This is a genomic window from Kitasatospora sp. NPDC015120 (genome assembly GCF_043080305.1).
Taxonomy (GTDB): domain Bacteria; phylum Actinomycetota; class Actinomycetes; order Streptomycetales; family Streptomycetaceae; genus Kitasatospora.
Genome location: NZ_JBIBVJ010000003.1, coordinates 629,811 through 654,999, shown reverse-complemented (window position 1 = coordinate 654,999; position 25,189 = coordinate 629,811). Strand labels below are relative to the sequence as shown.

15 protein-coding genes are annotated in these 25,189 nt (G+C 71.6%); 6 read left to right on the top strand and 9 right to left on the bottom strand.

The features are described 5' to 3' along the window. Positions 1 to 172: 172 nt before the first annotated feature. Entirely contained in the window at positions 173 to 1,426 is a 1,254-nt protein-coding gene (locus ACF1AK_RS11675) for a phosphatidylserine/phosphatidylglycerophosphate/cardiolipin synthase family protein (RefSeq protein WP_391498587.1), read from the bottom strand. Positions 1,427 to 1,537: 111 nt separating this feature from the next. Between ACF1AK_RS11675 and ACF1AK_RS11670 the strand changes: the two genes are divergently transcribed. From ACF1AK_RS11670 to ACF1AK_RS11655, 4 genes are all read left to right on the top strand, one after another. Then, positions 1,538 to 3,169: a diacylglycerol kinase family protein gene (locus ACF1AK_RS11670; RefSeq protein WP_391498586.1), complete on the top strand. Its 1,632-nt coding sequence runs from the start codon at positions 1,538 to 1,540 to the stop codon at positions 3,167 to 3,169. Between the two features lie 46 nt (positions 3,170 to 3,215). Next, positions 3,216 to 4,160 carry a YihY/virulence factor BrkB family protein gene (locus ACF1AK_RS11665; protein ID WP_391498585.1) on the top strand — a complete coding sequence of 315 codons (945 nt, stop codon included), beginning with the start codon at positions 3,216 to 3,218 and terminating at the stop codon, positions 4,158 to 4,160. Further along, complete coding sequence (locus ACF1AK_RS11660; RefSeq protein ID WP_391498626.1) at positions 4,160 to 4,954, top strand: phosphatase PAP2 family protein; 795 nt, start codon at positions 4,160 to 4,162, stop codon at positions 4,952 to 4,954. Before ACF1AK_RS11665 ends, ACF1AK_RS11660 begins: the two co-directional genes overlap by 1 nt. A 538-nt stretch (positions 4,955 to 5,492) precedes the next feature. Next, on the top strand, positions 5,493 to 7,400 hold the full coding sequence (locus ACF1AK_RS11655) for a PxKF domain-containing protein (protein ID WP_391498584.1): 1,908 nt from the start codon (positions 5,493 to 5,495) through the stop codon (positions 7,398 to 7,400). A 307-nt stretch (positions 7,401 to 7,707) separates the two neighbouring features. On the opposite strand, the gene ACF1AK_RS11650 is transcribed toward ACF1AK_RS11655, so the two are convergent. The 6 genes from ACF1AK_RS11650 to ACF1AK_RS11625 form a co-directional block, all read right to left on the bottom strand. Continuing rightward, a complete protein-coding gene (locus ACF1AK_RS11650) occupies positions 7,708 to 7,863 on the bottom strand; it encodes a hypothetical protein (RefSeq protein WP_391498583.1) in 156 nt (51 codons plus the stop codon). A gap of 198 nt (positions 7,864 to 8,061) precedes the next feature. Further along, positions 8,062 to 9,441 (bottom strand): hypothetical protein, encoded by a 1,380-nt coding sequence (locus ACF1AK_RS11645; RefSeq protein WP_391498582.1) that lies wholly within the window; start codon positions 9,439 to 9,441, stop codon positions 8,062 to 8,064. Positions 9,442 to 9,446: 5 nt separating this feature from the next. After that, positions 9,447 to 12,401 carry a pPIWI_RE module domain-containing protein gene (locus ACF1AK_RS11640; RefSeq protein WP_391498581.1) on the bottom strand — a complete coding sequence of 985 codons (2,955 nt, stop codon included), beginning with the start codon at positions 12,399 to 12,401 and terminating at the stop codon, positions 9,447 to 9,449. After that, complete coding sequence (locus ACF1AK_RS11635; RefSeq protein WP_391498580.1) at positions 12,391 to 15,969, bottom strand: signal recognition particle; 3,579 nt, start codon at positions 15,967 to 15,969, stop codon at positions 12,391 to 12,393. Before ACF1AK_RS11635 ends, ACF1AK_RS11640 begins: the two co-directional genes overlap by 11 nt. Next, positions 15,969 to 17,201 carry a hypothetical protein gene (locus ACF1AK_RS11630; protein ID WP_391498579.1) on the bottom strand — a complete coding sequence of 411 codons (1,233 nt, stop codon included), beginning with the start codon at positions 17,199 to 17,201 and terminating at the stop codon, positions 15,969 to 15,971. The genes ACF1AK_RS11635 and ACF1AK_RS11630 overlap by 1 nt, the downstream gene beginning before the upstream one ends. Then, a complete protein-coding gene (locus ACF1AK_RS11625; protein WP_391498578.1) occupies positions 17,198 to 18,901 on the bottom strand; it encodes a PD-(D/E)XK nuclease family protein in 1,704 nt (567 codons plus the stop codon). The genes ACF1AK_RS11630 and ACF1AK_RS11625 overlap by 4 nt, the downstream gene beginning before the upstream one ends. Before the next feature lie 132 nt (positions 18,902 to 19,033). On the opposite strand from ACF1AK_RS11625, the gene ACF1AK_RS11620 reads away from it, so the two are divergent. Both ACF1AK_RS11620 and ACF1AK_RS11615 read left to right on the top strand, forming a co-directional pair. Beyond that, complete coding sequence (locus tag ACF1AK_RS11620) at positions 19,034 to 20,995, top strand: N-6 DNA methylase (RefSeq protein ID WP_391498577.1); 1,962 nt, start codon at positions 19,034 to 19,036, stop codon at positions 20,993 to 20,995. A gap of 73 nt (positions 20,996 to 21,068) precedes the next feature. Continuing rightward, on the top strand, positions 21,069 to 22,355 hold the full coding sequence (locus ACF1AK_RS11615) for a serine/threonine-protein kinase (protein WP_391498576.1): 1,287 nt from the start codon (positions 21,069 to 21,071) through the stop codon (positions 22,353 to 22,355). Between the two features lie 24 nt (positions 22,356 to 22,379). Here ACF1AK_RS11615 and ACF1AK_RS11610 read toward each other — a convergent pair whose 3' ends face one another. Both ACF1AK_RS11610 and ACF1AK_RS11605 read right to left on the bottom strand, forming a co-directional pair. Further along, entirely contained in the window at positions 22,380 to 24,359 is a 1,980-nt protein-coding gene (locus tag ACF1AK_RS11610) for a hypothetical protein (RefSeq protein ID WP_391498575.1), read from the bottom strand. After that, complete coding sequence (locus tag ACF1AK_RS11605; RefSeq protein ID WP_391498574.1) at positions 24,352 to 24,741, bottom strand: hypothetical protein; 390 nt, start codon at positions 24,739 to 24,741, stop codon at positions 24,352 to 24,354. The genes ACF1AK_RS11610 and ACF1AK_RS11605 overlap by 8 nt, the downstream gene beginning before the upstream one ends. Positions 24,742 to 25,189: the final 448 nt, after the last annotated feature.

Sequence of the window (25,189 nt, the reverse complement as noted above, 5' to 3'; positions counted from 1 at the left end):
CCCCGCGCCCCCGGCCGCCGGCCGCCCCCCCCGCCGCCCGCGGGGCCCCCCCCCCCCCCCCCCCCCCCCGCCCGGGGGGGCCCCCCCCCCCCCCCCCCCCCCCCACACTCCGGATGTACCCGTTGCCCGGGAAGCGGCATCACGAGGCCGCCTGAAGGGTCGGACCGCGAGCTCAGAGGAAGTGCCGGATCGGGGCGGTAGCCGCCTCCATCGCGCGCCGGGCCGGGCCGCGGCGGTGCCAGCGGGACGGTGTCAGGGCCTGACTGCGCGCCAGGTCCCGGTCGAAGTCCCGGTCCAGCCGGGCGGTGAACTCCTCGTCCACCACGGCCAGCACCACCTCCTCGTCGTGGTCGAGCGAGCGGCGGTTGAAGTTCGCCGAACCGATCACGGACATCGTGCCGTCGAGCGTGAGGACCTTGGCGTGCATCATCGTCGGCTCGTACTGCCAGACCGTCACCCCGCAGGCCATCATCCGCCCGAAATGGCGCTCGCCCGCCAGCTGGCAGACCCGCTTGTCGGTGTGGCGCCCCGGTACGAGCAGCTCGACGGTGACGCCGCGCCGCGCCGCCTGGCAGAGCAGGCCGACGAAGTAGTCGTCGGGGGCGAAGTACGCCGTGGCCACGCGGAGCCGGTGCTCGGCGGAGGAGATCACCACCCGCATCAGGGTCTGCAGGTCCTGCCAGCCGACGGCGGCCGATCCCCGGACGACCTGGACCACCGCGCCGCCCGGCTGCTCGTGCTCCTCGAACCGGTCGGCCTCGTCGTAGAGCGTTCCGGGGGCGCACTCGGCCCAGTTCTGCGCGAAGGCGGCGGCGATCCCGTCGACCGCGGGGCCGGCCACCCGCACGTGGGTGTCCCGCCACTCCCCCGGGTGGCGCGCGTCGCCGCACCACTCCTCGGCGATGCCGACTCCGCCGGTGAACGCGATCCGGCCGTCCACCACCAGCACCTTGCGGTGGCAGCGGTGGTTCTGCTTGAACGGCGAGAGCCGGACCGGGCGCCGGAACCAGGAGATCCGGACGCCGGCCTTCTCCATCAGGTCGATCAGCTCGGGCTCGATCAGCCTGCTGCCGAACCCGTCCAGCAGCAGCCGTACCCGCAGCCCCTCGGCGGCCTTGCGGGCCAGCGCGTGGGCGAACCGGCGGGCGATGTCGCCGCGCCAGTAGACGAAGGTCATCAGGTCGACGGTCCGCCGGGCCGCGTTCACGGCCTCCAGCATCGCGGGGAATATCTCGTCGCCGTTGCGCAACGGCGTCAGCAGGTTGCCTTCGGTGGCAGCGATCCCGATCAGGGCTTCCAGCCGACGACGCAGCGTCGGGCCGCGGTCGGGTGCGGAGGCGGCCGCGGCCTGTTCGACGGGGCCGGGTCCGGAGGCGCCCGCCGTGGGTTCGACGGGGCGGGGGCCGGGTGCGGTCTCGGTGGTCATCGAGGGTGTTCCGTCCGGAGGAGGGGCTGATGGTGGCAGACGCTCCGCTACCCGTTCGGGGCGGGTCCACGCCAGGGGGATGAAATCCGGGGATCGGGGGACACGGCGTCCGTGACGAGAACCCAGACGCGCGCCGTGCGGATCGGCGTACCGGTGCTGGCGGCGACCACCCAGGGAGCGGTGCTGGTCGCGGCCGGGCTGCTGATCACCCACCCACCGGCCGGCTGGTGGGATCCCGGCGAGCGGAGCGTGGTGGCCTGGCTGGCGGCACACCGCACCGCCGCCCTGACCGGGGCGAGCGACTGGTTGTCCGCGCTCGCCTTCACCCCGGCCGTCGTGACGGTGACGGCGCTCGTGTCCGTCGCACTGCTGGTCGGGCGCCGGTGGCGGGGCGCGGCGCTGCTCTCGGGCGCGGTCGCCCTTCAGGCCGCCCTCTTCGTGACCGTCGCCCACCTGGTCGACCGGGCCCGCCCGGACGTGGTCCGGCTCGACGGGGCGCTGCCGACCTCCAGCTTCCCGTCGGGGCACGTCGGTGCGGCGACCGCCCTGTACGGGGGCCTCGGTCTGCTGCTGCTGCGGACGGGGCACGGGTGGCGGCGGGTGGTGTGCGCGCTGCTCTGGGCCGTTCCGGTGCTGGTGGCGGCCAGCCGGCTGTACCGGGGCATGCACCACCCCACCGACGTGCTGGCGGGCGCGTTGAACGGCGCGGCGGCGCTGTGGGTGGTGTCCCGGACGCTGCCCGCCCGGCAACGGCGCCGCACCGGTCCGACCGCTCCGGTACGCGGACCCGTCGCCCTGGTCTACAACCCGGTGGGCGTGGACGACGCGCTGCTGGAACGGCTGTCCGCGGTCGTCACCGCCCACGGCCACCGCCCTCCGCGGCTCCTGCCCGGGTCCGCGGAGGACTCCGGCCGGGCGGCGGCCGAGCGTGCCGTCGCCGGTGGGGCCCGCCTGGTGGCGGCCTGCGGCGGTGACGGCACGGTGACGGCCTGCGCCGACGCACTCGCCGGGACGGACACGGCCCTCGCGGTCGTCCCGTGCGGCACCGGCAACCTGCTCGCCCGCAACCTCGGCCTGCCGACCGACCCGGCCGACGCACTGGCCGACGCCCTCGGGGGCCACGCCCGGCGGATCGACCTGATGCGGGCAGAGGGCGATGGTCTGCCCGCCCGGGCTGCCGCGACCATGGCCGGGATGGGCCTGGACGCCGCCGTCATGGCCTCCACCCACCGGGGCCTGAAGCGGCGCCTCGGCTGGCCCGCCTACCTGTTCGGCGCGATCCGGCACCTGAGGGACCGCCGGTTCGCGCTGACCGTGTGCGTCGACGGCGGCCGCCCGGTGCGGCGCCACGTCCGGATGGCGGTGGTCGGCAACGTCGGCGCCCTCCAGGGCGGGGTGCGCCTGCTCCCCGGTGCCGTGCCCGACGACGGCCTGCTCGACCTCGTCCTGGTGCAGCCGCGGGGCCTGCTCGGCTGGGGCGCCGCTCTGGCCGGCCTGGTCACCGGCACCCGCCGGCCCGGCCCGGCCGCCCCGCTGGAGCACTTCCGCGGCCACCGGATCGAACTCACCGCCGACCGGGCCTGCCCGCGGGAGTGCGACGGCGACCCGGTCGGGGACGGCCGGGTGCTCGTCCTGAGCGTCCGCCCGGACGCCCTGCTGGTGCGGCTGCCCGGCACCGTCCCGGACGCGCCGCCCGGAGGGGCGGGGACACCACGCTCGGCAGAGGAACGGGAGACCGCATGACACGGACCGACCACGGCCGCCGGCACCGACGGACGGAGGACCGCTGATGGGAACCGCCAGCCGCGTCGGGGCCGGCCACGAGCAGCTGTCCGCCGACGAGGCAGTGCTGACGCTCCGCCGGAACGCCTGGTGGCCCCTGGCCCGTGACGCCTTCCTGCGCTTCCGGTACGCCGACGGGTTCAGCCACGCCCGCGCCCTCGCCTTCCAGATGGTGCTCTCGCTGGTGCCGTTCGCGATCTCCGTGGTCGGCCTCGCCTCCTCGGTGCACGGCGGACCCGTCGGCCAACTGGTCGCGGCCAGCATCGAGCGGATGGCCCCCGCATCCAGCGGCGACCTGGTCCGTGACGTCCTCGGCCGCAGCCGCAATCACACCGGCGGCACCGTCGCGCTCTGGTTCGGTGCCCTGTTCGCGCTGGCCAACCTGGTGACCGCCATGTCCCAGATCGAACGCGGCGCCAACCGCATCTACGGCATCGAGCGAGACCGCCCCTTCGACCGGAAGTACGGCCGGAGCCTCGTGATGGCCGCAGGTGCCGGCCTGCCCCTCGGCACCGGATTCCTCGTCCTCGTCGCCGGCCCGCAGGTCGCCGCGGCGGCCGACCAGGTCTTCGGCCTGGGCAGCGGCACCACCACCGTCTGGACGCTGCTGCGCTGGCCGATCGGCCTGCTGCTCACCCTCACCTCCACCGCCCTGATCTTCCGGCGGGCCCCGCGCCGCCGCCAACCCGGTTACAGCTGGCTGGCCTTCGGAGCCGGTGTCCACCTGGTGCTCTGGCTCGCCGCGACCTGGCTGCTCACGCTCTACCTGCGCGTCAGCGGTTCCTTCGACGCCGTCTACGGCCCGCTCAGCGTCGTCTTCTCCTTCCTGGTCTGGGCCTATCTGACCGCGATCGCCCTGTTCCTCGGTCTTGCCTTCGCCGCCCAGCTGGAGGCCGACCGCACCGGGCGGCCCGGCCCGGTCACGCCCGACCCGGAAGGGAGCGGATCGTGATCCGCCGGCCCGGACACCACCGCACCCCGCTGCGCCCGTCGCTGCGTACCGCGGACCTCCGGCTCGGCGAGCGGCTTCTCGCCGGCGTCCTCGCGTTCGGCGTCGCGGCGGTGCCCGCCGCGCTGCTGCTCGTGCTGATCGAGGCGAACTGGCCACCACTGCACCGGCTCGACGCGGGAGCGGCCGGGTACCTCCACGCCTCGGTCCGCGATCGCCCCGGTGTGCTGGCCGTGCTGCGCGTCCTCAGCAACGGCGCGTGGGACCCTCTGACGATGCGGTTGCTGATCGCGGCGACCGTCGGCTGGCTGCTGTGGCGCAGGGCCTGGCGGCTCGCGGTGTGGGCGGCTGCCACCGTCACCGCGTCCGGGCTGACCGGTCTGGCGGTGAAGGTCACCGTGGCCCGGGCCCGGCCCGCTCTGCCCGATCCCGTGGCGCACGCCCCCGGTTTCTCCTTCCCGTCCGGGCACGCGATGACGGCCGCCACCTGCTGCGCGGTGCTGCTGTTGGTGTTCACCCCGGTGCTGGGCCGGCGGTGGCTGCCGGCGGCGCGGACGGCGGCGGTGATCAGCGTCCTCGGGGTCGGGTTCACCCGGATCGCGCTCGGCGTGCACTGGCTCAGCGACGTCCTCGCCGGGTGGCTGCTCGGACTGGCACTGGTCGCGGCGACGGCGTGGGCGTTCGAGGGGTGGCGTCGCGACGCCGGCCGCTCCGTGCCACCGCCGTTCACGGAGGGACTGGAGCCCGAACTCGCCCGGCACGGGCCGGCGGAGCCCGAGGTGAGCGGCGGCCGGTGAGGCCTGCTTCGGCGTCGTGACGGGCCGGCCGCCGGGTGCGGTGTCCTCGGCGGGCTCCTCGTACCCGCGCCATCGGGGCGTCGGGGCATCGGGCCACACAGCACGCTGGACACCTCCGCAGCGCTGGTCCTCTGGACCGGACCGTGGTGGCCGCACGCCGCGCGGGTGCTCCGCCGTCGCCGTAGCGGCCGCAAGGGTGGTGGCCGAACCCCTGAGGGCAGCGATCCCGGTGGCCGGACCGGTGACCGAATCGGTGACCGAGGCGGTGACCGAATCGGCGGCAGACAGGGGCAGGGGCGCGGCGACCTGTCGCTACTGCCTGGGGCGTGCGCCTGATCGGTGCCCGCACGCCCTGGTGCCGGCGGCCGGGGCAGGACAGGCTGCTGGGCGGCCGGTCGGCTGCCCGGGTCTTTCACCCGGGTTCGCACACCAACCGGCGAGTAGTCACATGCCGTCGGCCCGGCACGCCCTACCGTCCCGTCACGCCGTTCGGGACCGGATCGCCGGGCCGGTGCACCACAGAAGAGAGGTCGAGTCCATGGCATCGGTCGATCACCACAGAACCACCCCTTCCGGACGCCTGCGGCGGTGGTGCCACCGGGCCGCGGCCGCCCTGGCGGCCGGCGCGCTCGGCACGCTGGGAGCGGTCGTGCCGCTGTCGGCGGCGCACGCGGCGCCCGCGCAGCGGCTGGTCTACATCGCCAACCTGCGCGACAACTCGGTCACGGCCTACGACCCCTCGACCAACACCACCGTGGCGACCGTCCCGGTCGGCGCCAACCCCGAGGGGGTCGCCGTCTCCCCGGACGGCACCCAGGCGTACGTCACCAACAACAGCAGCAACACCGTGTCGGTGATCGACACCGCCACCAACACCGTCACCAGCACCTTCCCCGTCGGCCGGTTCCCCGGCCCGGTGGCCTTCTCCGCCGACGGCGCCCACGCCTACGTCGGACGCTTCGTCAGCCCCGGTGTCGGCGGCGTCGACGTCATCGACACCGCGACCCGGACGGTCACCACCACCGTCCAGGTCGGCAACCAGCCCTTCGGCATCGCCCTCACCCCCGACGACACCCGCGCCTACGTCGCCAACTTCGTCGGCAGCTCCGTCTCGGTGATCGACACCGCGACCAACACCGTCAGCGCCACCATCAGCAGCGGCAGCGCCCGCACCCCCACCGCCGTGGCCGTCACCCCCGACGGTGCGCACGCCTACACCGCCAACTTCAACAGCAACAACGTGTCCGTCATCGACACCGCCACCAACACGATCACCGGCTTCATCGCCGGCCTGTCCGGCCCCGGGGGCGTGACGATCACCCCGGACGGCACGCAGGCCTACGTCACCAACGAGAACAACAACACCGTCTCGGTCATCGACACCGCCACCAACACCGTCACCGGCACCGTCCCGGTCGGCACCACCCCGATCGGCATCCTCGCCGACGAGGCGGGCGGCGCCGTCTACGTCACCAACGGCCGTTCCAACACCCTTTCGGTGATCGACACCGCGACCGGCACCGTCCCCGCCACCGCGCCCACCGGGAACACCCCCTTCGCCCTCGGGATGGCTCCCCTCCCGGTGGCCGTCACCGCGATCAGCCCCCACCACGGCCCTGCGGCGGGCGGCACCACCGTCACGATCACCGGCACCCACCTGGCCGGCGCCGGCGCGGTCCTGTTCGGCAACACGCCGGCCACCGACGTCACCGTCGTCAACGACCTCACCGTCACCGCCACCGTCCCCGCCGGGACCCCCGGCACCGTGGACGTCACCGTGACCACCCCCGCCGGCACCAGCGCCACCACCACCGCCGGCCGCTACACCTACGACGCGCCCGCGCCGACCGTCACCGGAGTGAGCCCGGCCCAGGGACCGCAGGCCGGCGGCACCACCGTCACCATCACCGGCACGGACTTCCTCGGCGCCACCGCCGTGGCCTTCGGCCCGACCCCGGCCACCTCCTTCACCGTCGACAGCAACACCCGGATCACCGCCACCGCCCCGGCCTCCGCCACCGTCGGCGCCGTGGACGTCACCGTCACCACCCCGGGCGGCACCAGCGCGCTCACGACCGCCGACCAGTACACCTACGCCTACGCCTTCTTCGGCTTCCAGCCCCCGGTCGGCAACCCGCCCACCGTCAACAAGGCCCACGCCGGACGGTCGATCCCGCTGAAGTTCAGCCTCGGCGGCGACCACGGCCCCGCCATCCTGAACCCCGGCCAGCCCACCGCCCAGCAGGTCGACTGCACCACCGGCGCGGTTCTCGGGCAGCCCACCCCCACCGACAACCCCGGTGAAAGCGGCCTGCAGTACGACGCGACGACCGACACGTACACCTACGTCTGGAGGACCCTGGCCTCCTACGCCGGCACCTGCCAGCAGTTCTCCCTCGGCCTGAACGACGGCACCACCCACACCGCCCTCTTCCACTTCAACTGACCCACCGGCACCACCCCCGCACCCCGGCCTCAGGGGCGCCCGGCCACACCCGGCGCCCTCATGCCCGGCTCCATCGGGCGCAAGCCCAGGTCCTCGACCTCGGCCTCGCAGCCTGAAGCATCGTGGGGCCCTGTTCGTCGCTGAACAGGGCCCCACATGTGTCGCCGTCCGACATCAGCCCCCGAACATCCGCTGCTGCTTCACCCAGGCCTGGTCCTCGGTGGCCAGCAGAGTGGGTCGACGTAGGAGGTGCTGGGGACGACCAGCTCGCCGGCCACGTGGGCCCTAGGCACTCCAGCTGGACCGGTCACGCGGCCACCAGCAACGGCGAGAGGAGTTCTGACGGCTGCTCGGTGAGGCCGGCGGCGAACTTGTCGGGCTCGTAGAGGTAGCCCTGGGCGGCGCGAGCGGGGGAGATTCCGGTGCGCCCGGTGATGAGGGCCAGCCAGCCGACGGCGTCCAAACGTGCGGCAAAGGGGAGGTTGAGCTTCGACCGGGCGACCAGGCGGCCCCCGGAGCCCAATCCGGGTGCGCAGCCCGGTGGGGCGGCCACGCACCCGCCCCCGCGCGGTGACCGGTCACCGGCGATCACCCCTCGGTGCCGGCTTCCGGCCCGGACGCGGGCGTACAGTCCGGGCCTGGGAACGCGGATCGGTTGGCTTCAGCCGACGGGAGACGTCCGCGTGAGTGGTGTGCTCCGCATCAGCGTGTGCTTCGTGTCGATGAGCCGGGGCGCGATCTTGAGTGCGACCTCCTCGACGGGATGGACCCGTCCGTGGCCGTCGGCCTCCGCCCGCCAGACCCTGTACTGCGCGTCCGCGTAGGCGGGGTTGATGCCGACCTCCCCCTTGGGGATCGTTCCGTTGAAGGGGATCACGATGTCCATATGGTTCCAGTAGTTCCATGCCTGCAGGGCCTTGGACTCGTCGAAGTAGTGGTAGAAGTCCGGGTAGCGGGAGAAGGAGCGGAGCTCGCGGTGGATGAGGTGGCCTAGCAGGGGACCAAACTGTCGTGAGGCGTTCTCGAAGTCCCAGCGGGTGCGGTGCCAGTCGTCCGGCACCTGCCCCGGGGTGAAGAGGCGGGCCGCGGTGAGGTAGCTGATGCGTCCGATGAGGAAGGCCCGGGCGTGCCGTCCGTCGAGCGTCGGATCAAGGCCGGCGAGCAGGCCGTCGAGGTCGTCCAGCCGGGGGTGAAAGCGGGAAAGGTCGAAACGGCCGGGTGTTCCGGGGAAGGTGCTGAACAAGAGCCTCTTGTAGAGCCAGTTGTTGAGCTCTCCCCGCTCCGCGAGCCGACAGGTCTCCGGGGACCGCGAGTACAGCATCAGATACTCGGCGAGTGCCTCGAAGTAGATGTAGCCGAGGATGGGCAGGTACCGGATGGCGGCGTCGAGGATGCGGGAGAAGTCGCCCTCGCCGGAGTGCCCGCGGTGGGCGATGGTGGCGGCCAGCGACAGGAAGACGGCCGAGTTCTTGATTTTCCCAACGATCGTCTCCTGCAGCCGGTGCCGTTCCTCCCGGCTGAGCAGCGATTCCAGGACATGGTAGTTGTGGAGGTGGATCGATCCGAGCCGGAGGTAGTCCAGTCCCGCAAGTTCGCGGTAGGCGTGGGGCGGCATGGTGATCTCCAGCACCAGGGGGGTGGGGACCCGGCCGGGCGTGCCGGAACGGCTCAGTGTGGCGGGGACCTCCTGGGTGAGGATGTACGAGGCCAGGTTGTGCATGCGCAGTCCGCCCGCTTCGGGGATCAGCGGCGCGCAGTAGATGCTGCCCACGAGGCACCCGCCGGAGGGACGGAGGGCGCCGTCGTGCACGATGCGTTCGAAGGCGTGGGTGACATGCAGGAGATGGATCTTCTCAGCCGTCCGCAGCATATCGAACAGAACGTTCGTCTTGAGCAGCTGTCCGTTGGGGGCCTCTTCGCTGAGGCGTGAGGACCACACGGCCCGTTGTTCCGACAACGACCGGTCGGTCTCGGGCGCGTAGCTGGCAGCGGGTACGGCGTAGATCTGGTGGGCATCGGCCCACATCCGGTGGAGGTCCATCGGGGTCACCCCTCGTCCGTGGTGGTCTCGAAGAGGTCGAAGACGAGCTGGGCCGGCACGTTGTCCTCCGGTGACGGTTCGTCGCCGGTCCGTTGCACGGGCAGGACGTACTCCTGTGCCTTGCGCGCCAGGTGCACGGGCAGCGGCAGTGCCAGCATGTCGCGGTAGTCCGGTGTCATGCGCAGCTGGTGTGTGAGTGCAGCCCAGGCTTCCGGGTCGTCCCCGGCCTGGCAGCCGAGAACGGCGATCTCCAGTCGAGTCGGGTTCCAGGCGGGCTTGGCGGTGTCGATGGTCATGCCCGTCTTGCCGTCCCGGACATAGGTCCGGAAGGCCCAACGCGAGGCGACCACCGCGGATTGCGTCGCTGTCGACGGCTTGGGAGAAGTGCTGGCGAACACGCGGTCGTCCGCCGCGCCCGCGGGACTCCTCCAGAGGCCCTTCGCGATCCCGACGCGGTCGGGCGCCGGCTCCTCGTCAGCCGGTCGACGACGCTCGTCACGGGCCCACCATTGGGGGGTCTCGTCGCCCGACCGGTCCCTCAGACGGACGAGCCGCAGGTGCGGGCCCTGGAGTGCGAGGCGCTGCACGGGCCCGCCGTGGATCTGCATGTGGTCCTTCCGCACGACGGCGTTCTGCAGCCAGGGCCAGAATCGGCGGGAGTTCTGCGCGTGCGTCAGGAGCAGGGTCGGGGTGTCCCGCAGGCTGAAGAGGAGCTCCTGGACGGCGCCGGCGACCAGGGCGCGTTGCTCTTCGAGCCGCCCCGTGGCGGGGTGACCCCCCTCCCCTGCGACGTCCTGGTCGTCGCCCTCCTCGGCACCATCCAACGGGTCGGCCGGCCAGTCCTCGTCCGCCGGATCGGAGCCGTCGGGCGCGTCGTCGTCGGATACGTCATCGTCCGACACAGGAAGCGTGGCCTGCCGGGAGAGCCGCAGGAGGAAATCCGGGTACGGGAGCCAGCTGCCGTTGACGTGGTCCCAGCCGGTCAGGGCCTCGCCGCCGTGTGCGCCGGGCCGGACGCGAACGGCCACGGGGACGAGTCCGGACTCCCGGGTGGGGCCGTCCGCACGCCGTTTGACGAGCCAGAACGCCACGTACTGGACATCCGCGGGAACGGCGGCGCCAAGGCTGTGCCGCGGGACGATCCGGTGGCCCAGTTGGCGTAGACCGTCCTGCCAGCACGACTTCAGCTTCTCGAACCGGGCCTCGGCGGCCTTCTCCCGGTGGTCCGGGCGGCGCGGTGTGACGACGAACTGGGTGAGCCGACGAACGTCGGCGAAGCCGAGGCGCAACGCGAACTTCGGGTCGGCGTCGCGCGGGCCGTAGCTCCGCGGGTGGAGGGTCTCCACGAGGGCCAGCGTGGGCAGGGCCGATGCGTCGACCGGATCCAACCGTCCGGCCACAGCCGCCCGCCGTCGTCCGATCTCCGCGTGGAGCGCCTCCGTCTTCCGCTTCGTCCCCCGGGCGACGTTCAGTGCGGCCGCCAGGTCCCCGACGTGTTCCAGTCGCAGTTCGACGGTGAGTTCGGGAACCTTCCAGACGAGTGTCTCCGGTCCGGGGCCGCTCTCCTGACCCGTTCCCTCGACGCCCAAAACGGCGGCCAGCGCCTTCACCCCGGTGTCCCGGTGGACCGCAGTGTTCCACAGGAACTCCAGCTGAAGCGGCGCACCGCCGGTCAACTCTGCGAGACCGCGGCGGAGTTCCGCGTGCGCGCGCTGCTGCTGGTCACAGCGCTCAGGATGCGTTCCGCTTTCGGGCTTCGCCGGACGGTAAGGGCGCGGGTTGACGCGATGGCGGTCGGTTCGGACCAGGTCGGGGACCCTGGGCAGGCAGTCCGGCAGGGCGGTCTCGAACCACTCGGTCAGGGGCACCCGGTCGCCCGGCATCAGCCCGGGCAGGACGCCGTGTGCGCCCATGAGGGTGCTGTGGACGACGGCCGCCCTCACGCCCTTCGTCCGTCCAAGCCAGTACGCCGGCTGACCAGTCAGGTCGGACGGCTCCGGCAGTGCCTGGTGGAACGGGATCCGGGAGAGGATCCCGTCACTGCCGCCGGCCTCCCAGCGGGGCCTGCCCAGCTTCCGGTCGTACCGGATCCGGGCCACCGAGAACCGCTCGGACACCCAGGAGTCCGAGGAGTCGGCGATCCAGGGGGCGTCGGTCAGAAGGTGGACGGATGTGGCACGGGCCGGGGCAAGGTGGAGCCCGTTCTTCCCGACGCGGGTGGCCCACCTGCGGACGCCGGTCCTGACGTGGATCTGCGGGGCCCCGTCGAAGGGGACGCTGTGGAGGGTGACGGCCACCCGCGCGGAGTACCACCAGCGGACGCCGTCCTTGTCGACGTAGTCGTCCGGCGGCCACGAGACCATCTCCGCCCCCCGGTCGGACGGCCTGCGCGCCACCCCGCGGAACGCGAGCGACCCGCCATTGTACCCGAATGGGTCCAGTGCCAGCGCCTGGCCGACAAGCGCGTCGGGAAGCAGCTGGTACAGCCGCTCGTCGGGTTGCGCGGTGCCACCGGGGGTGGAGGTCCGTGCCAACAAGTCCACATTCCTTAGCTCCCATGCGAGTTGTCCGGGGTGGAGCTCCTCGGAAAGGAGCCGGCGGACGTACTTCCCGTACTCGGACTCGGGCCGGAGGTCCCGCACCCAGGCCCGGAAGAGGGTGCCGATCACGTCAGAGGAGACCGGACGGCGGGCATAGAGCCACGGTTCGTCGTGGTCCACGTCGATCCACTTCGCCACGGAGACCACGTCGGGCGCCAGGGCCTGGAGCAGGTTGTTGAAGCGGCCGATGGGGAACGACCGGCAGAGTTCGGGCCTCCGCAGTTTCAGGCGGTACAGGTCACGGAGGGCTCCGCGGATGTGTTCGGGCAGACTGAGCGTGTAGTAGGGGATCTCCCACCGAGCCCCCTCTGGCGGAGCGAAAGCGGCCGACCGGACCAGGCCATAGGGTTCAACGGCCATGGCGTTCTCCTCGCCGATTGATGCGGGAACGGGTGTCCGGGTGGTGCGCGGGCATCTCTTTGAGCGCGTGGTAGAGCGGCTCGTAGAGGGCACGGACGAGTTGGCGGTCTTCGAGCGGCTTGCCCGGATCGTCCGTCAGGTAAGGCTCCAGGACATGCAGCATGCTGGCCAGCAGGCCGGTGCGGAAGGTGTCGGGGCCCCGGCCTGCGGCCTCGCGCTCCGCGAACTTGGAATCGACGAACACGACGCGGGCCGGTACCCCGCCGCGTACCAGTCGGCCGATGACCTGCCACATGACGACAGTCCTGTCCCAGGTGAAGGCCTCCTTCTCCTCGTCCGACAGCATTCGCCAGGCCATCGGGCGAGTGAGGAGGCGCCGCCAGTGACTGCGGGCCTGGCTACGGAAGGCGCGTCCGGCGGCATCCAGGCTCTCCGCGGAGGCGACCAGTTCGTCGAAGGGGCCCCCCTCCCGGAGGAACCTGGTGACCCAGCTGTTGATGCCCTGCACGGCCAGATTGATGTCATGGGGCCTCGGGTGGGGGCGAGCGAGGAAGAATACCGATCCGATGGCGGCCTGCCCGAGGTCGTTGAGGATATTGTGACCGCGCTCCACGGACAGCAGCGGTGCGATCAAGATCTCGGCTCCCATGGCGGCGAACCTCTCGACATCACCACGGCGCAGCACCTTGGGCTCGTCGTCGGTGAAGGGGAAGCCCGACCCGTCCGGGGCAGCGCCGCCGAAGGAGACCTCCAGCTCGACGTCGTCGGCGACCAGACGGCAGACCCTGCCCTGCCACCGGGGGATCCCGTTCAGGAACTCCGCCGCGATCCGTGCTTCCTCGTACGAGCCGACGAGGAGCAACAGATGACGTCGGTGCCCGGAGGTGATCAGGTCCAGTTCCTGGTCCAGGTCGCTCTTCGCCCGGCCGTCACGGGGCCGGGCGAGCCGGTCCAGCATCAGTTCCAGGACTTTCGGGCGTCGGTCCGGGCGCGTTCCCGACAGGTGTAGCGGTTTGCCGTCGGGCCCCCGCAGGAAGAGCTTGCGGAACGTCGTCCGTTGGATCGCCTGGCGCTCCTTGGGAGGTGCTTTGAGGATCGCGCCGACCGGGGCCTGCACGTGGGCGCCCGCAGCGGTGCCGGCCCAACTCGTGCCCGACATCAGCAGGACGTGCGGTGGGGCGGTGTCCCCCGGGCCGGTCATCTCGTGGAGCCCGAGGAGCAGGGAACGGCCGACGCCCGCACACCGGAAGAACCGCAGGACGGGGCTGCCGGTGCCGGGTTCGGCGCCGGGTTCCTCCTCCCGCAGGATCTGAAAGCCCAGAATGTTGCCCATCGGCGATTCGGGCACCAGTGGGCTGAAGTCCGCCGGAGGGCGTCGCGACAGCTGGTTGTCGGTCGCCTCCAGGTTGAGACGCGCCTCGACCAGCGGCCACAACTCCGTGAGGACGTCGAGGCGATGCTGAAGGACCGCAAGCAGGAGCATGAACTCCAGCCGGTGCGTGCGGGTCCGGAGGTCGACGCGGTCGTCGAAGGGGTCCCGGAGCAGGCCGATCAGGGTTGCCCGAGCGTGGGCGTGGGTCTCCTCGTCGTCCAGCGTGTGGAGCAGGTCCTGCGCGAGCCGCACCAACTCCCCGTGCTCCGGGTCGGTGGGCCGGCGGTCGCCCAGGGGGTCGTCGCGAAACTCATCGAGGAGGGCCGTCACAGCGTCCCGCCGGGTCTGCCGCGCGTTCATGACGCCGCTGTCCCGGGGCACCCGGGCTCCGGTCTCCTCCGGGTCGTCCTCCTCGTCGGTGTCGTGCTCCGGATCAAGGTCGGGTTCCTCGTCCTGCTCCTCCTCAGGGCTGTGTTCCCCGCGGAACCAGTCGTCCACGAGCTTCTGCTGGATCGTCCAGGTGCTGAAGTAGTCGGCCTGCACCCATGAGCTCAGCTTCTCGTGCCGAATGAGCATGGCGTAGATCCGGTTGGTCGCCGCGATCACCAGGGTGAGGGCCGCGGACCAGCGGACGACGTCGGAGTTCGACAGCTGGAGCCGGCCCCGGCGGGCCAGCTCGCTCGCGGTGTGGCTCTGCAGGCTGTCGAGCCAGGAGTCGGGCGAGCGTCCCACCAAGGTGGCCGAGGGAGCGAACATGCTGTCGAGCTGCATCTGCACCCGGTCGGCCTCGTCGACGATGATCAGGTCGCTGCGGTGGACGGCGGCCTCCAGGAAGCGGGCGCGCTCCCGGTTCTGGTGCCTGGGAACGAGCCCGTAGACCAGACTCGCCGGGTTGGCCACCCAGATGTCCGCGTCGACCAGTTCGACGGCGCCGCGCTGCCGTGGACAGTTGCTCCAGAGCGGGCAGCCGTGTGCACGGGCCTCGGTCGGGCCGTCCGGAGCCGCGGCGTCGGCCTCCGCGGCCGGTCCGTGGATCTGGACGGGCGAGGCGGTGGAGGAGGGAGGATCGACCGAATGCAGCCCGGTGCAGGGGGCTTCGGCGATTCGCGGCGGTCCCGCCGCCTCGACACCGCGCAGGGCGTCGAGCGGGCAGGCCGTGCTCAGGTAGGTGAAGTGTTCGGCCTCATGGGTGAGCAGGCTGCCGGAACCCTGGGAGGAGAGCCGCCGGTGCATGCGCTGCGTGTTCCTGACCCGGGTGGAGGTGCCGAGCACGGGGGCCGCCTTGATGCCGGGCAGCCGGCGCAGCAGTCCGATGAGGTTCAGCTGTTCCGCGACGTCGCCGACGACGACGGTGACCTTCCGGTGGTGGAGGGCTAAGTGGACGCTCAGTACGTCGCGCAGGGTGCTCTTACCCGCACCCACCATGCCCACGAGGTGCAGCAATCCGTCGACGGACAGCGTCTCGCCCGCGACGAACTTCTGGCAGACGGGATCGAGGACGTCGAACTCCAGTCGGCCCACCCGGTAGTGCCAGGTCTTGTGCTTCTCCTCGATTCCGAGCATGGTGTCCATCCACGCGGCTGTGGCGAGCAGGCCCTCACGGTCGGCTGTGACGATTGCCTTTCTGGGAACGGGGACGTGGAGGGCGTGCGGACGCGCCTCCCGTACGGGCAGGAAGTCGGGCAGTGAGACGGAGGTCTGGAGCTTTCCCTGGACGAAGCGGTAGGTCCGACCGGGCTCGGCCAGCGGAAGCCCGTCCCGGAGGCGGAACGACGGCTCGTCGGTCAGAGCCTCCTCGTACACGCTCCAGCGGCCCGGTGCCACCGGGGTGGTCACCCGCCGCGGGGGCAGGGACGGGTCGGTGACGTCGTAGCCGCGGACCTCCTCGGGAAAGGAACGGTACTGTTCGAGGGCCCGCTCCCAGGTTCGGGGCCTGCGGTAGCGCCACAGTCGGTGGCGGGCGATCCGGAACACCCGTCGGCGTTCCGAGGTGTCCTGACAGACAAGCCCGAACCGGTAGCCGCCGAGCAGTGACCAGGCAGACAAGGCGGGTTCCCCGGGGCAGAGACGCTCCAACAGGTACATGGCGAGTTCGACCGCGCACAGACGGGTCGCCTGCCGTCGTCCGGTGCCGGCAGGCCAGGCTTGACGGATCTGCGGCCTGAGTTTCGCGTACCACTCGGTACGGTCGCGCATCAGAAGAGTCCTTCGGGTGGAAGGGGACGCCCGCTCGGAGAGCGGCAGTCGGAAGCCGCGGTCGGCTCGCGGCGGGCGGCCCGTACGAGCTCCTCAATGCCGACGAGTTCGAGTCGGGAGGTCGGACCGGTCCCGTGTTCCCGGAAGCTGCGCCGGTAGCGGGCGTCCGCTTGGAGCCGGACGCGTGGCACCGCCCAGAAGCAGCGGTCGTACGGAGGGTCCGGGATCGGCGGCCGGGCCGAACCTGCCAGCAGGGTGGCGCTGGACCAGTCCTTGACCTCCACCGCCCACGACTGTCCACCGGGGAGGAGAACGTGCAGCCCGTAGGTGCCGTAGGAGGGCCAGAGTTGTACGACGGCCCCGAGTTTCCGCAGCCGTGCCGCCAGCCCCTGTTCCATGATTCCCGGCCCGGACACCCACTGGCGGATCGGCCGGACCAGCTGGTGGGTGCCGCCGTCGTTGTCGTCCGGCCGGTACTCCCTGCCGCGTTCGACCTCGCCCAGCACCCGGCAGGCGTCCCGTTCACAGACGAGTCCACGGTCCACCGTGGGGTGCAGCAGCGCGCGGCAGTGTCCGCAAGCCGTATAGACCGTGGTGTCAGGGGCTCGATAGCTCGCCGCCGCCGGGATGTAGAGGGCGCGAAGTGGGGCCGTCAGGAGGTCGAGGCCCGTTCCCTCGTTGGGAAGTGTCGCCAGCTCGCGTCCGGTCAGGACCGGGCGGTTGACCAGGAGCTCACGGAAGGCCAGGTAGGTATCGGGGCTGTCGTCGTCACGACAGATTTCGGCGGCGTCCGCCATGGCCTGGCGCCCGACCTGCTGCGCGGTGGGGTCGATGCCGCCGAGCGCCAACTCATGGCAGATCTGCGTAGGTTGGCGTGTCGTCGGGTCCAACAGGAAGGACCCCGGCGGGGCGAGGCCGACGGGCACGGGGAAGGCCAGGTTGTCGATCGGGAGGTTCGCACACCACTCCACCAACTGGGGCACGCTCTCCGGGGGTTGGGCCCTCATGAGTAGGCAGGTGAGGACGACGCCGTCCAGGGCCTGCTGGACCGGAGCGGGGTATGGCAACGTGAAGGTCCCCGGATTGGGGACCTCGCCAAGGTGGACGAGGGCCGTCGCGATACCGCGCAACAGGAGGACCCCCTGCCGGTCGGACCACCCCGGTGCGGCCGGGTGCTCGAACGGGGCTGTTCGAGGCGTTGGGTCGCCTGGTTGCCGCGGGGCCGGGATCACGGCCGCACCTCCTGTCCGGCCTGCGGGGCGGGCAGGACCTCGGGCCGGCACCACTCCGCCATGTCGCAGGACCGACAGTGCCGGCCGGGCCGGGGGAGCGCGGTTGTGTCCGTGTGCCAGTCGGCCGCCAGCTCGCGGACGACCTCGCGGGCCTCGGCCTGACGCAGGGGGTCCAACGGGTCCACGATCACGAGCCGGGCCTGGTTCGAGCCGAGCAGTTCGAGTTCGACTCGGGAAGCCGCGAGGTCGCCGTCAGCCCGTTCCATCAGAAGGACGGCGAGGGCCAGTTGGGGGATCTCGCGGAGCACGTCGGCCTCGCTCGGAGGACGGAACCGCGCGTCGGTCTTGACCTCCCGGTAGACCCAGGAGGCGCCGTCCCGGTACAGCAGGTCGGCCTTGGCCGTCACGATCACGTCGGCAGCGGTGTCGTGCATCGTGATGGACCTCTCGTGGACAAGCGTCGTCACCGTGGAGAGCCGGTAGGGGCAGTGCCGCGCGTGGGCCGCCACCATGCGCGCCCCGATGTGCGCTTCCTCCTGCGGCACCGTCCACTTCCCTGCCGACCAGGGGGCGCCACCGTCGGGCGCGTCCTCCGCCCGGCAGGCGACGCCCGGACGGCGCTCGTGCTGCTGCTGAATCCAGGCGTGGACGGCGTGGCCCCGGATGACCGCGGGGGTGCGCGAGCGGTCGGCCCGGCCCGGCAGCCGGAGCCGGCGGAGCCGGTCGCGGGCGGGGCACGCCTCATCGCGGCCAGCCCGCCCGGCGTACGAGCGGCCGTTGGTGACGGACCAAGTCCGACGGGGCCGCGTGGCGTCCTCGATCGAGAGGAGACCGGGCGCCCGTGGGAGTGCGGGGCAGACCGGGGCGAGCTTGCAGTCCTGGCAGTCGTGGCCGGGGGAGAACGCGCGGGAGGAGACCGCTTTGGCGAGCCCCGGCCGTCCGATCCGCCGGTACCGCTCCTCGATCTCCCCGAGGGTGCCTTCCTCTACGGTCCGCCGCTCCCCGTCGAGGCAGCTGACCTCGCGGATGCGGACAAGACCGGGCGGCCCGGATCGGTCCGAGGTGTCGGCCTCGACCGGTTCGGCGTTCCGCTTCCAGTGGAACCTGTCCGGCAGCCGGTGCGGGGTCCCGAACGCGACGACCATGGCGGCGACGGCCAGCCAGCCCGCGTCGGGCCCCTCCGCGGACAGCGAACGGGCGACCGGGATCCACAGTTCACGGACGGAGCCGTCGGGTGTTGCGTAGGGACGGCCCCAGACGCACTCCTCGTAGCGGCGCGCGCCGTGTTCGTCGGGGGCGTCCAGGGCGGTCACCTTTACCCAGGGGTGCCGGACCGGAACCAGGCCCTGGTCGCCGCCCGACAGGTACTGCGTGACCGCGGTGCGAGTCCAGGCAGCGAGGCCCGCGTCCATCGCCGGGCGGCCGTCCTCGGTCCGCAGCGCGCGGGCCAGCGCGGCCTCGACCGAGACCTCCTCATACTCGATGAGGTCCAGTGCGGTGCCCGTCGGGCCCAGGTTGAAGCCCTCACGGGGGTCGGCCTTGTAGCCGGGCAGCGCCCCTGTGGGCGGCCTCAGTCCGGGGCGGGCCTTGAAGGCGGTCTTGTACCCGCACCCTCGTTCCGAAGCGCGGGCCGATCCGGAGAACGTGCGGATCAGGTCGGTGCGTCCGGTGCTGTTCGGCGGCGGTAACCAGCTCGCCACGGCGGCCTCCAGGTCTGTGGGGTCGGGGGCACAATGAGAGCACGGCGTGTGAAATACATCAACCAACACGATCGAGTGACTTGACTTCACTAGCCGCCTGGGATTCGATCGGTTCGAGCAGAGGGAGCAACGATGAGTGGTGCGCTGGTGACGGCTGCCGAGATCGCGCGTATCGCTGGCGTCGGGTCCGCCGCTGTCAGCAATTGGCGTCGACGGCACCCAGACTTTCCCGGACCTGTGGCGGGGACGGCCGCCAGCCCGCAGTTCTCGCTCGACGAGGTCGTGGCCTGGCTCCGGGAGCACGGACGCGCGGTGACGGTGTCGCCGCTCGGGGAGCTCTGGCGGTGGATGAGCGCACTGCGGGACCCCGCGCGTCCCGCCGCGGTGCTGGCTTCCACCGGGGCCGTGATCGCGGACGGACGGCAGCCCGGCTGCGGCGACGGTGGGACCGGCCTGCCCCAGGGCTTCGTCGACCAAGCACGACGGCTCAGCGCCGACCTCGGCGCGTCAGTCCTGTTCGAAGAACTGCTGGATCGATGGAGCCAGGCGCACGCGCGGCAGGTGGAGGTCACGTCTGCGCCGGTCGCCGCCCTGATGGCCGACGTGGTGGCGGTCGGCGACGGCAGCGCGCCGAGGACGGTCCTCGACCCCGCGTGCGGGACGGGAGGACTGCTCAGCGCGATGGCCGACAGCGGGGCCGAGGTCCTGTATGGCCAAGAGCTTGACCCGGACCTCGCCGAGGTGGCCCGGATCCGGCTCCGGCTCAAGTCGGACACAGAGTCCGTGTTCTCGGCGGGTGACGCGTTGCTCGACGACGCCTTCCCCGAGCACCGCGTTCAGGCCGTGGTGTGCAACCCGCCGTTCGGCCAGCGTTCCTGGGGGCGGAACGAACTGGGCTACGACGCGCGCTGGAGCTACGGCCTTCCGCCGAACGCGGAACCGGAACTGGCGTGGCTACAGCACGCGCTTGCGCATCTCGACAGCGACGGGCACGCCGCCGTGCTGATGCCCGCGGCCGCCGCCGTGCGGCCGTCCGGACGACGGATCCGGGCCGAACTCGTCCGTCGCGGCGCGTTGCGCGCCGTCGTCGCGCTGCCTTCCGGCGCCTCGTCCGTCCACGGGATGGGAACCCATCTCTGGCTCGCCGGGCCACCGGAGGACCACGGCACCCCGCGGATCCTGCTCATCGATGCCGAGAACGTTCCCGCCTCGGCTGCCAGCGGGGACAGGGAGGGGACCGAGTGGCCGCTCGTCCACCGCATCGTGGTCTCCCAGTGGCGGGCGTTCCTCGACGGGACCGGAGCCGACAGCGAGGTCTGCCGGATACTGCCGGCGCACGACCTCCTGGACGACGAGGTCAACCTCACCCCAAGCAGGCACGTCCAGCCGGAAGCCGTCGAGGCCGTCGACCTGCGGCGGTTGGAGGAGGACGGCTCGCGATTCCGGCAGGGCCTGATGGAGCTGTCGGCCGGTCCGCCGGTCGTGGTGGAAGGCGTCGCCGAACCCCCAGCGGTGGCCTCCCTGGACGACCTCGTCCGCACCGGCGCGGTCAGGATGTGGCGCGGCCAGTCCAGACGTGACTCCGCGCGTGAGGGAGTGGTGGAACACCTTGTCATCACCGTGCGCCAGGGGATCGCCCGTACGGAGCCGACGGAGCGGATCCTCGCCCTGCCCGAGGAAGCGGTGGCCGAGGGCGATGTCCTGGTGTTCAACGGAGGGAGCGAGGGGACCAGGCCGGCTGACCCGGCCGAATACGGGGCCGTCCCCGGGCCCGGAGTGACAGTGCTCAGGCCCGACCCGTCGGTGGTGGACGGCTGGTTCCTGGCGGGAACGCTCGCCCACGGTGCGAACAGGCGCCAAGCGGGAGTCATGTCGAGCCCGGGCAGCCGTACGCGGGTCGACAGCGCCCGCCTGTCCGTACCGGTCCGGGGTCTGGACGAACAGCGGAGCATCGGGCGAGCCTTCCAGCGGTTGGCCCGGTTCAACGAGGCGCTGAACGGGTTGGCCGGGGACGGGCACGACATGGCCCAGCGCCTACTGGACGCCCTGGCCGTCGGCTCCGTGGAACCGGTGGAGGACCCGCCGCACAGCTGAGCACGGACACGGGGAGAGGGCTCCGACGCGTTTTCGGAGCGTCGACGCACGGCTCGGGAGAATCCCGGGGAAGGTGGAATCAGTGCTGAAATCCCGTAGGGGACTGGTCCTGGCCGGTCGCTACCGCCTGGACGAGGTCCTCCGCCACGGAGGCATGGGAGAGATCTGGAAGGCGTACGACGAGAGGATGGAGCGGGTTGTCGTCGTCAAGTTCCCTCAACTGGACGCGGCGGACCCGCAAGGGCGGGACAACCTGGTCAAGCGGTTCGTCCAGGAGGTGGTCGCGACCGCCAGGGTCGAGGTGGCGGGGGCTCCGCACATCTTCGACTACGGACAGGAGGGGAACCACCCCTACCTGGTCATGGAGTACATCAGAGGGCTGACCCTGAAGGACTTCATGGCGGAACACGGCCCGTTGGATCCGGAGGTGGTGGCCAGTGTGGCGGTGGGCATCTGCCATGTGCTGGCAGAGGCGCACCGGTTGGGGATCGTGCACCGGGACATCAAGCCGGAGAACATCATGATCACCGCGCGGGAAGGCCTGGTTAAGGTACTGGACTTCGGCATCGCTCGGTTCGCCGAGGAGATCAGCGGGACCAGGCTCACGAAGACGGGGGACCGGCCGGGGACCATCGCCTACATGGCTCCCGAGCAGTTCGAGGGGCACGTCGCCACGGAGTCGTCCGACCTGTACTCCCTCGGCGGCGTCATCTACGAGATGGCGGCGGGACAATCGGTGTTCAAGGGGACCACTGTCTTCGACTACCACCGGTGGCACCTGGAGGAGTCGCCGATTCCGCTAGAACGGTTGAGGCCCGACTACCCCCGCGAGTTCTGTGAGCTGACCGACTCGCTCCTGAGCAAGGACCCCGCGGCCCGGCCCGGTACCGTGGACGAGGTCAATCGCGGGCTACGCAGGTACCTGCCGAAGAGCGGGAGCCCCGCCCCCGAAGGCATGGTCGTGCACGATCCAACCCTGCCGCACCGGAATCCGTGCGCCCCGATGGAACCGGTGCCCGTGCCGCGCAGACACGCCCCCTCCACCCCGGTGCTCCCCTCGTTCCGGCACCGCGGCGAGGTCGAGGACCTGTGCCGGCGGGCCCAAGCCGTGATGCCCGGCGACCCGGCCCGGGCGGTCCAAATGATCAAAGGGCGGCTTCCCGACGCGATGAGGCACTACGGGAGGATCGACAATTACGTGCTGGACCTGCGGTTCCGGCTGGCCGAAGCCCTGGAGAACGGGGGGCACCGCAGCGAGGCCTTCCTGGCGTACCAGGAAGCGCACCGCGACACCGTTGGGGTGCCGTCACTCGAGAAGTATGTCCAGGAGGCCTCGGAAGGCATGCTGCGGTGCGGATGAGGCGTGGGCGCTCCGCAGATCGCCCTATTCGATCGCGCCAGCGGGGTCCTGTTCGGCCTCGCGCAGCGACTGAAGTTCCCGGTGGCGGTCCGACCAGCGGGCGATGCGCCGGTCGATGAGATCGAGGTCGCCGCGGAGGGCGGTGACCTCGGCGGGTTCCCAGCCCTCCTCCTCGACCTGGCTCCGGCCGCCGACCTGCTGCGGTACTGCCGCCATCGCCTTCACGTTCTTCTGCAGCGAGTCCACGGAATTCCTCACCGTTGCCCAGCAGTGGGCGGCCGCCGAGTATCCGACCGCCGCCACGGCGAGGGGTTCGCCGGTGTAGATGTGGCGCACCAGGCCGTCGGTCAGTTCCCTGTGGCCTCCGGTGGCCGCGACGGCCCGGTGGCCCGACTCCGTGACCTCGTAGAGCCTGTCGCCCCGGCGTCCGGAACGAACGATCTCGTAGGCCTGGAGGACACCCCGGCGGCAGGACAGCATCGCCCTCAGCACGGAGGCCGGAGACCGGTCGTCCTCGCCCCCGGACCCGCCGAAGACCTCCCGCTGGAGAGCCATCGGCTCCGCCGCCACCATGTAGTAGACCGCCTTCACCGCGAGTTCCGTCTGGGCAGTGCCCAGCCGACCGTCATTACCGCTCCCGCGCTCGACCTCCTCGAGTGCCTGGTCACGCAACCGTCGCAGGCCCGGCCCCTCCCCGCCGTCCGACTCGATCGGTCGGCCGGCGGGCAGGCGCTCGATCTCGGGCAGCCGGTAGGCACGTTGCAGGGCCGCCCGACGAGACCGGACGACGCCGGGGTCGCCCTCCTCCGCGGCGCGCAACGGCCGGAGAATCAGCTCGACGGCGATGTCGACGCGTTCCTCGCGCTTGGGCCTCATCTTCGCCGTCAGCGACCGGATGCCCTCGTTCACCCGACGGCTGGTGCTGACGCCGCCACCCAGCAGGGACCTGACGATGTTCTCCGTCCTGACGTCTGCATGGGGGCTGAGTCCCCTGGCCCGCGCCTCCTCGGTGGTGACGGTCGCGGCGAACCAGGCCTTCTCCGCGTCCGTGAGGTGGACCGCGCCGGTACGCGTCGGCTCGGCGAGGCTGTCCAGGACTGCGTCCGCCTTCGCCTCGTTCTCCACCGCGGGCCCGTAGGGCCGCGGCGGACGGATGTGCGTCAGCCCGATGAAGTTGCGCACGGCCGTGTGGAACCGCTGGCCGGTGTGCGGGTGCGGGTCGAAACCCACCACGACCCGGGCCGGAACGGTGAGCGCCCGCAGTCTCTGGCGCTCGTCCTCGCGGAGGCCGTCCCACCCCTGCCTTTGCGCGTGCCGGATCCAGCGGTTGATCTCCTTCCGGTACTTCCGGTCGTCCCGCCCCCACTCGTAGGCCACCCTGCACGGCGAGTAGTCGAGGATCGAATGGACCGCGCACACCCGGCTCGAACCGTCCGCGGCCACCAGCAGGGACGCGGAGGGGTGCCGATCGGCGTGCACGACGGTGAGCGCGACCACCGTCAGCGGCTGCAGCACGCCCTCCGCGGCGATGTCGTACGCGAGGGGGTTCTCCCGGAGCAGGCGGTCCTTCGTCTCCTCCAGACGCTGCGCCAGCAGATCGGCCGTCGGGCAGCGGAGTTCGAGCTCGGCGGTGAGGCCTGCCGAGGAACCCGGCTCGGGAGAGGTCGTCACGGCACCGCCGGAGCCGCCGAGCGGGTACCGACGGTGCCCGTACTCGCGAGGGTTGGCAGGATGGGGGATCACCGCGGCGGACCAGAGCCGGGTCTCGACGATGGACAGGGTCCCACCCTGCACGCGCAGCTCGGTCGCTTCGGCCAGCTTGCGCCGCATGTCGTCCGGGCGCACGGCGGACCGTGCCAATGTCCAAGCCGTGGCCTCGGAGAGCCCCCGGGCCGCGAGAGCGGTCGCGAGATTGTCCACCGCCGCGGGCCGCGGCAGCTTGAAGGCCGGCGGCTGCCAACCCGACAGGGCCTCGTCCGAACCACCGGCGAATTCGTCAACCATGGACTGCTTCCTTGATGCGATCCACGAGAAGCAGGGCCTGCCGTACGCGCCGCCGGTTCTCGCGGGTCTCCGGACTGCCGAACGGCTTGAGCGGCAGCCGTGTGGTGTACTCGCTGAGCGCGGCGCGCACCTGGTACCAGCCCTCCAGGGACAGGGACACCACGTAGAGCCGCTCGCCGTTCACATTGATGACGTCACAGTGCTCTTCGCGCTCCGCGATGCCCGTCCAGTGCGCGGCGAGACGACTGAGCGTGACCCCGAGGTCCCGCCCGCCCTGGTCGGCGAGTGGCCGGCAGTCCCACAGGGCCTGCTGCAGTACACCGGCCACCAGGTTGACCTGGGACTGGTCGAGGGGGACGGCGTGATCGATCGCCTCGGTCAAGGGAGCGCTCCAGAAGTCGGCCGACGGGTCATCGGTCTGCGGCATCCGACTGCCCGGCCGCGTGCGGACCGGGCAGAGCGAGAGCGCGGACAACCCGACCGCCGACCTCCATCCGTGTCGGTCGCCGTGCGAGAGCGCACGGGACCTCCGATGCCGTCCGGGCCTCGCATCATCCGGCCCGAGGGGGGAGACAGAGGATCGTCCCGGTCCCGAGGGAGCGCGGCAAGGCAACGGTGCTTTCTCAGCCGCTCCTGATGGCGGAGGCGAGCTCAGTTGCCGTGATGGTAGGCGTCGAACAAGTCGCTCGCGACAGAGAGTAGTGCAAATGTCGCTCACCGTGCAAAGGTCGCTGCTCTGCGGAGGACCTTCGGTGTTCGATGTGGGCTGGTAAGCAGGCCACGTACGGCGCCGAAAAAGCACCGCAGCGGCGCTCGGGGCCGGGTTCGCG

Coding starts and splice junctions, on each gene's coding strand:
- ACF1AK_RS11655 (WP_391498584.1), top strand. CDS start 5,493: ATGGCATCGGTCGATCACCACAGAACCACCCCTTCCGGACGCCTGCGG.
- ACF1AK_RS11645 (WP_391498582.1), bottom strand. CDS start 9,441: ATGGACCTCCACCGGATGTGGGCCGATGCCCACCAGATCTACGCCGTA.
- ACF1AK_RS11665 (WP_391498585.1), top strand. CDS start 3,216: ATGGGAACCGCCAGCCGCGTCGGGGCCGGCCACGAGCAGCTGTCCGCC.
- ACF1AK_RS11610 (WP_391498575.1), bottom strand. CDS start 24,359: ATGGTTGACGAATTCGCCGGTGGTTCGGACGAGGCCCTGTCGGGTTGG.
- ACF1AK_RS11675 (WP_391498587.1), bottom strand. CDS start 1,426: ATGACCACCGAGACCGCACCCGGCCCCCGCCCCGTCGAACCCACGGCG.
- ACF1AK_RS11635 (WP_391498580.1), bottom strand. CDS start 15,969: ATGCGCGACCGTACCGAGTGGTACGCGAAACTCAGGCCGCAGATCCGT.
- ACF1AK_RS11620 (WP_391498577.1), top strand. CDS start 19,034: ATGAGTGGTGCGCTGGTGACGGCTGCCGAGATCGCGCGTATCGCTGGC.
- ACF1AK_RS11640 (WP_391498581.1), bottom strand. CDS start 12,401: ATGGCCGTTGAACCCTATGGCCTGGTCCGGTCGGCCGCTTTCGCTCCG.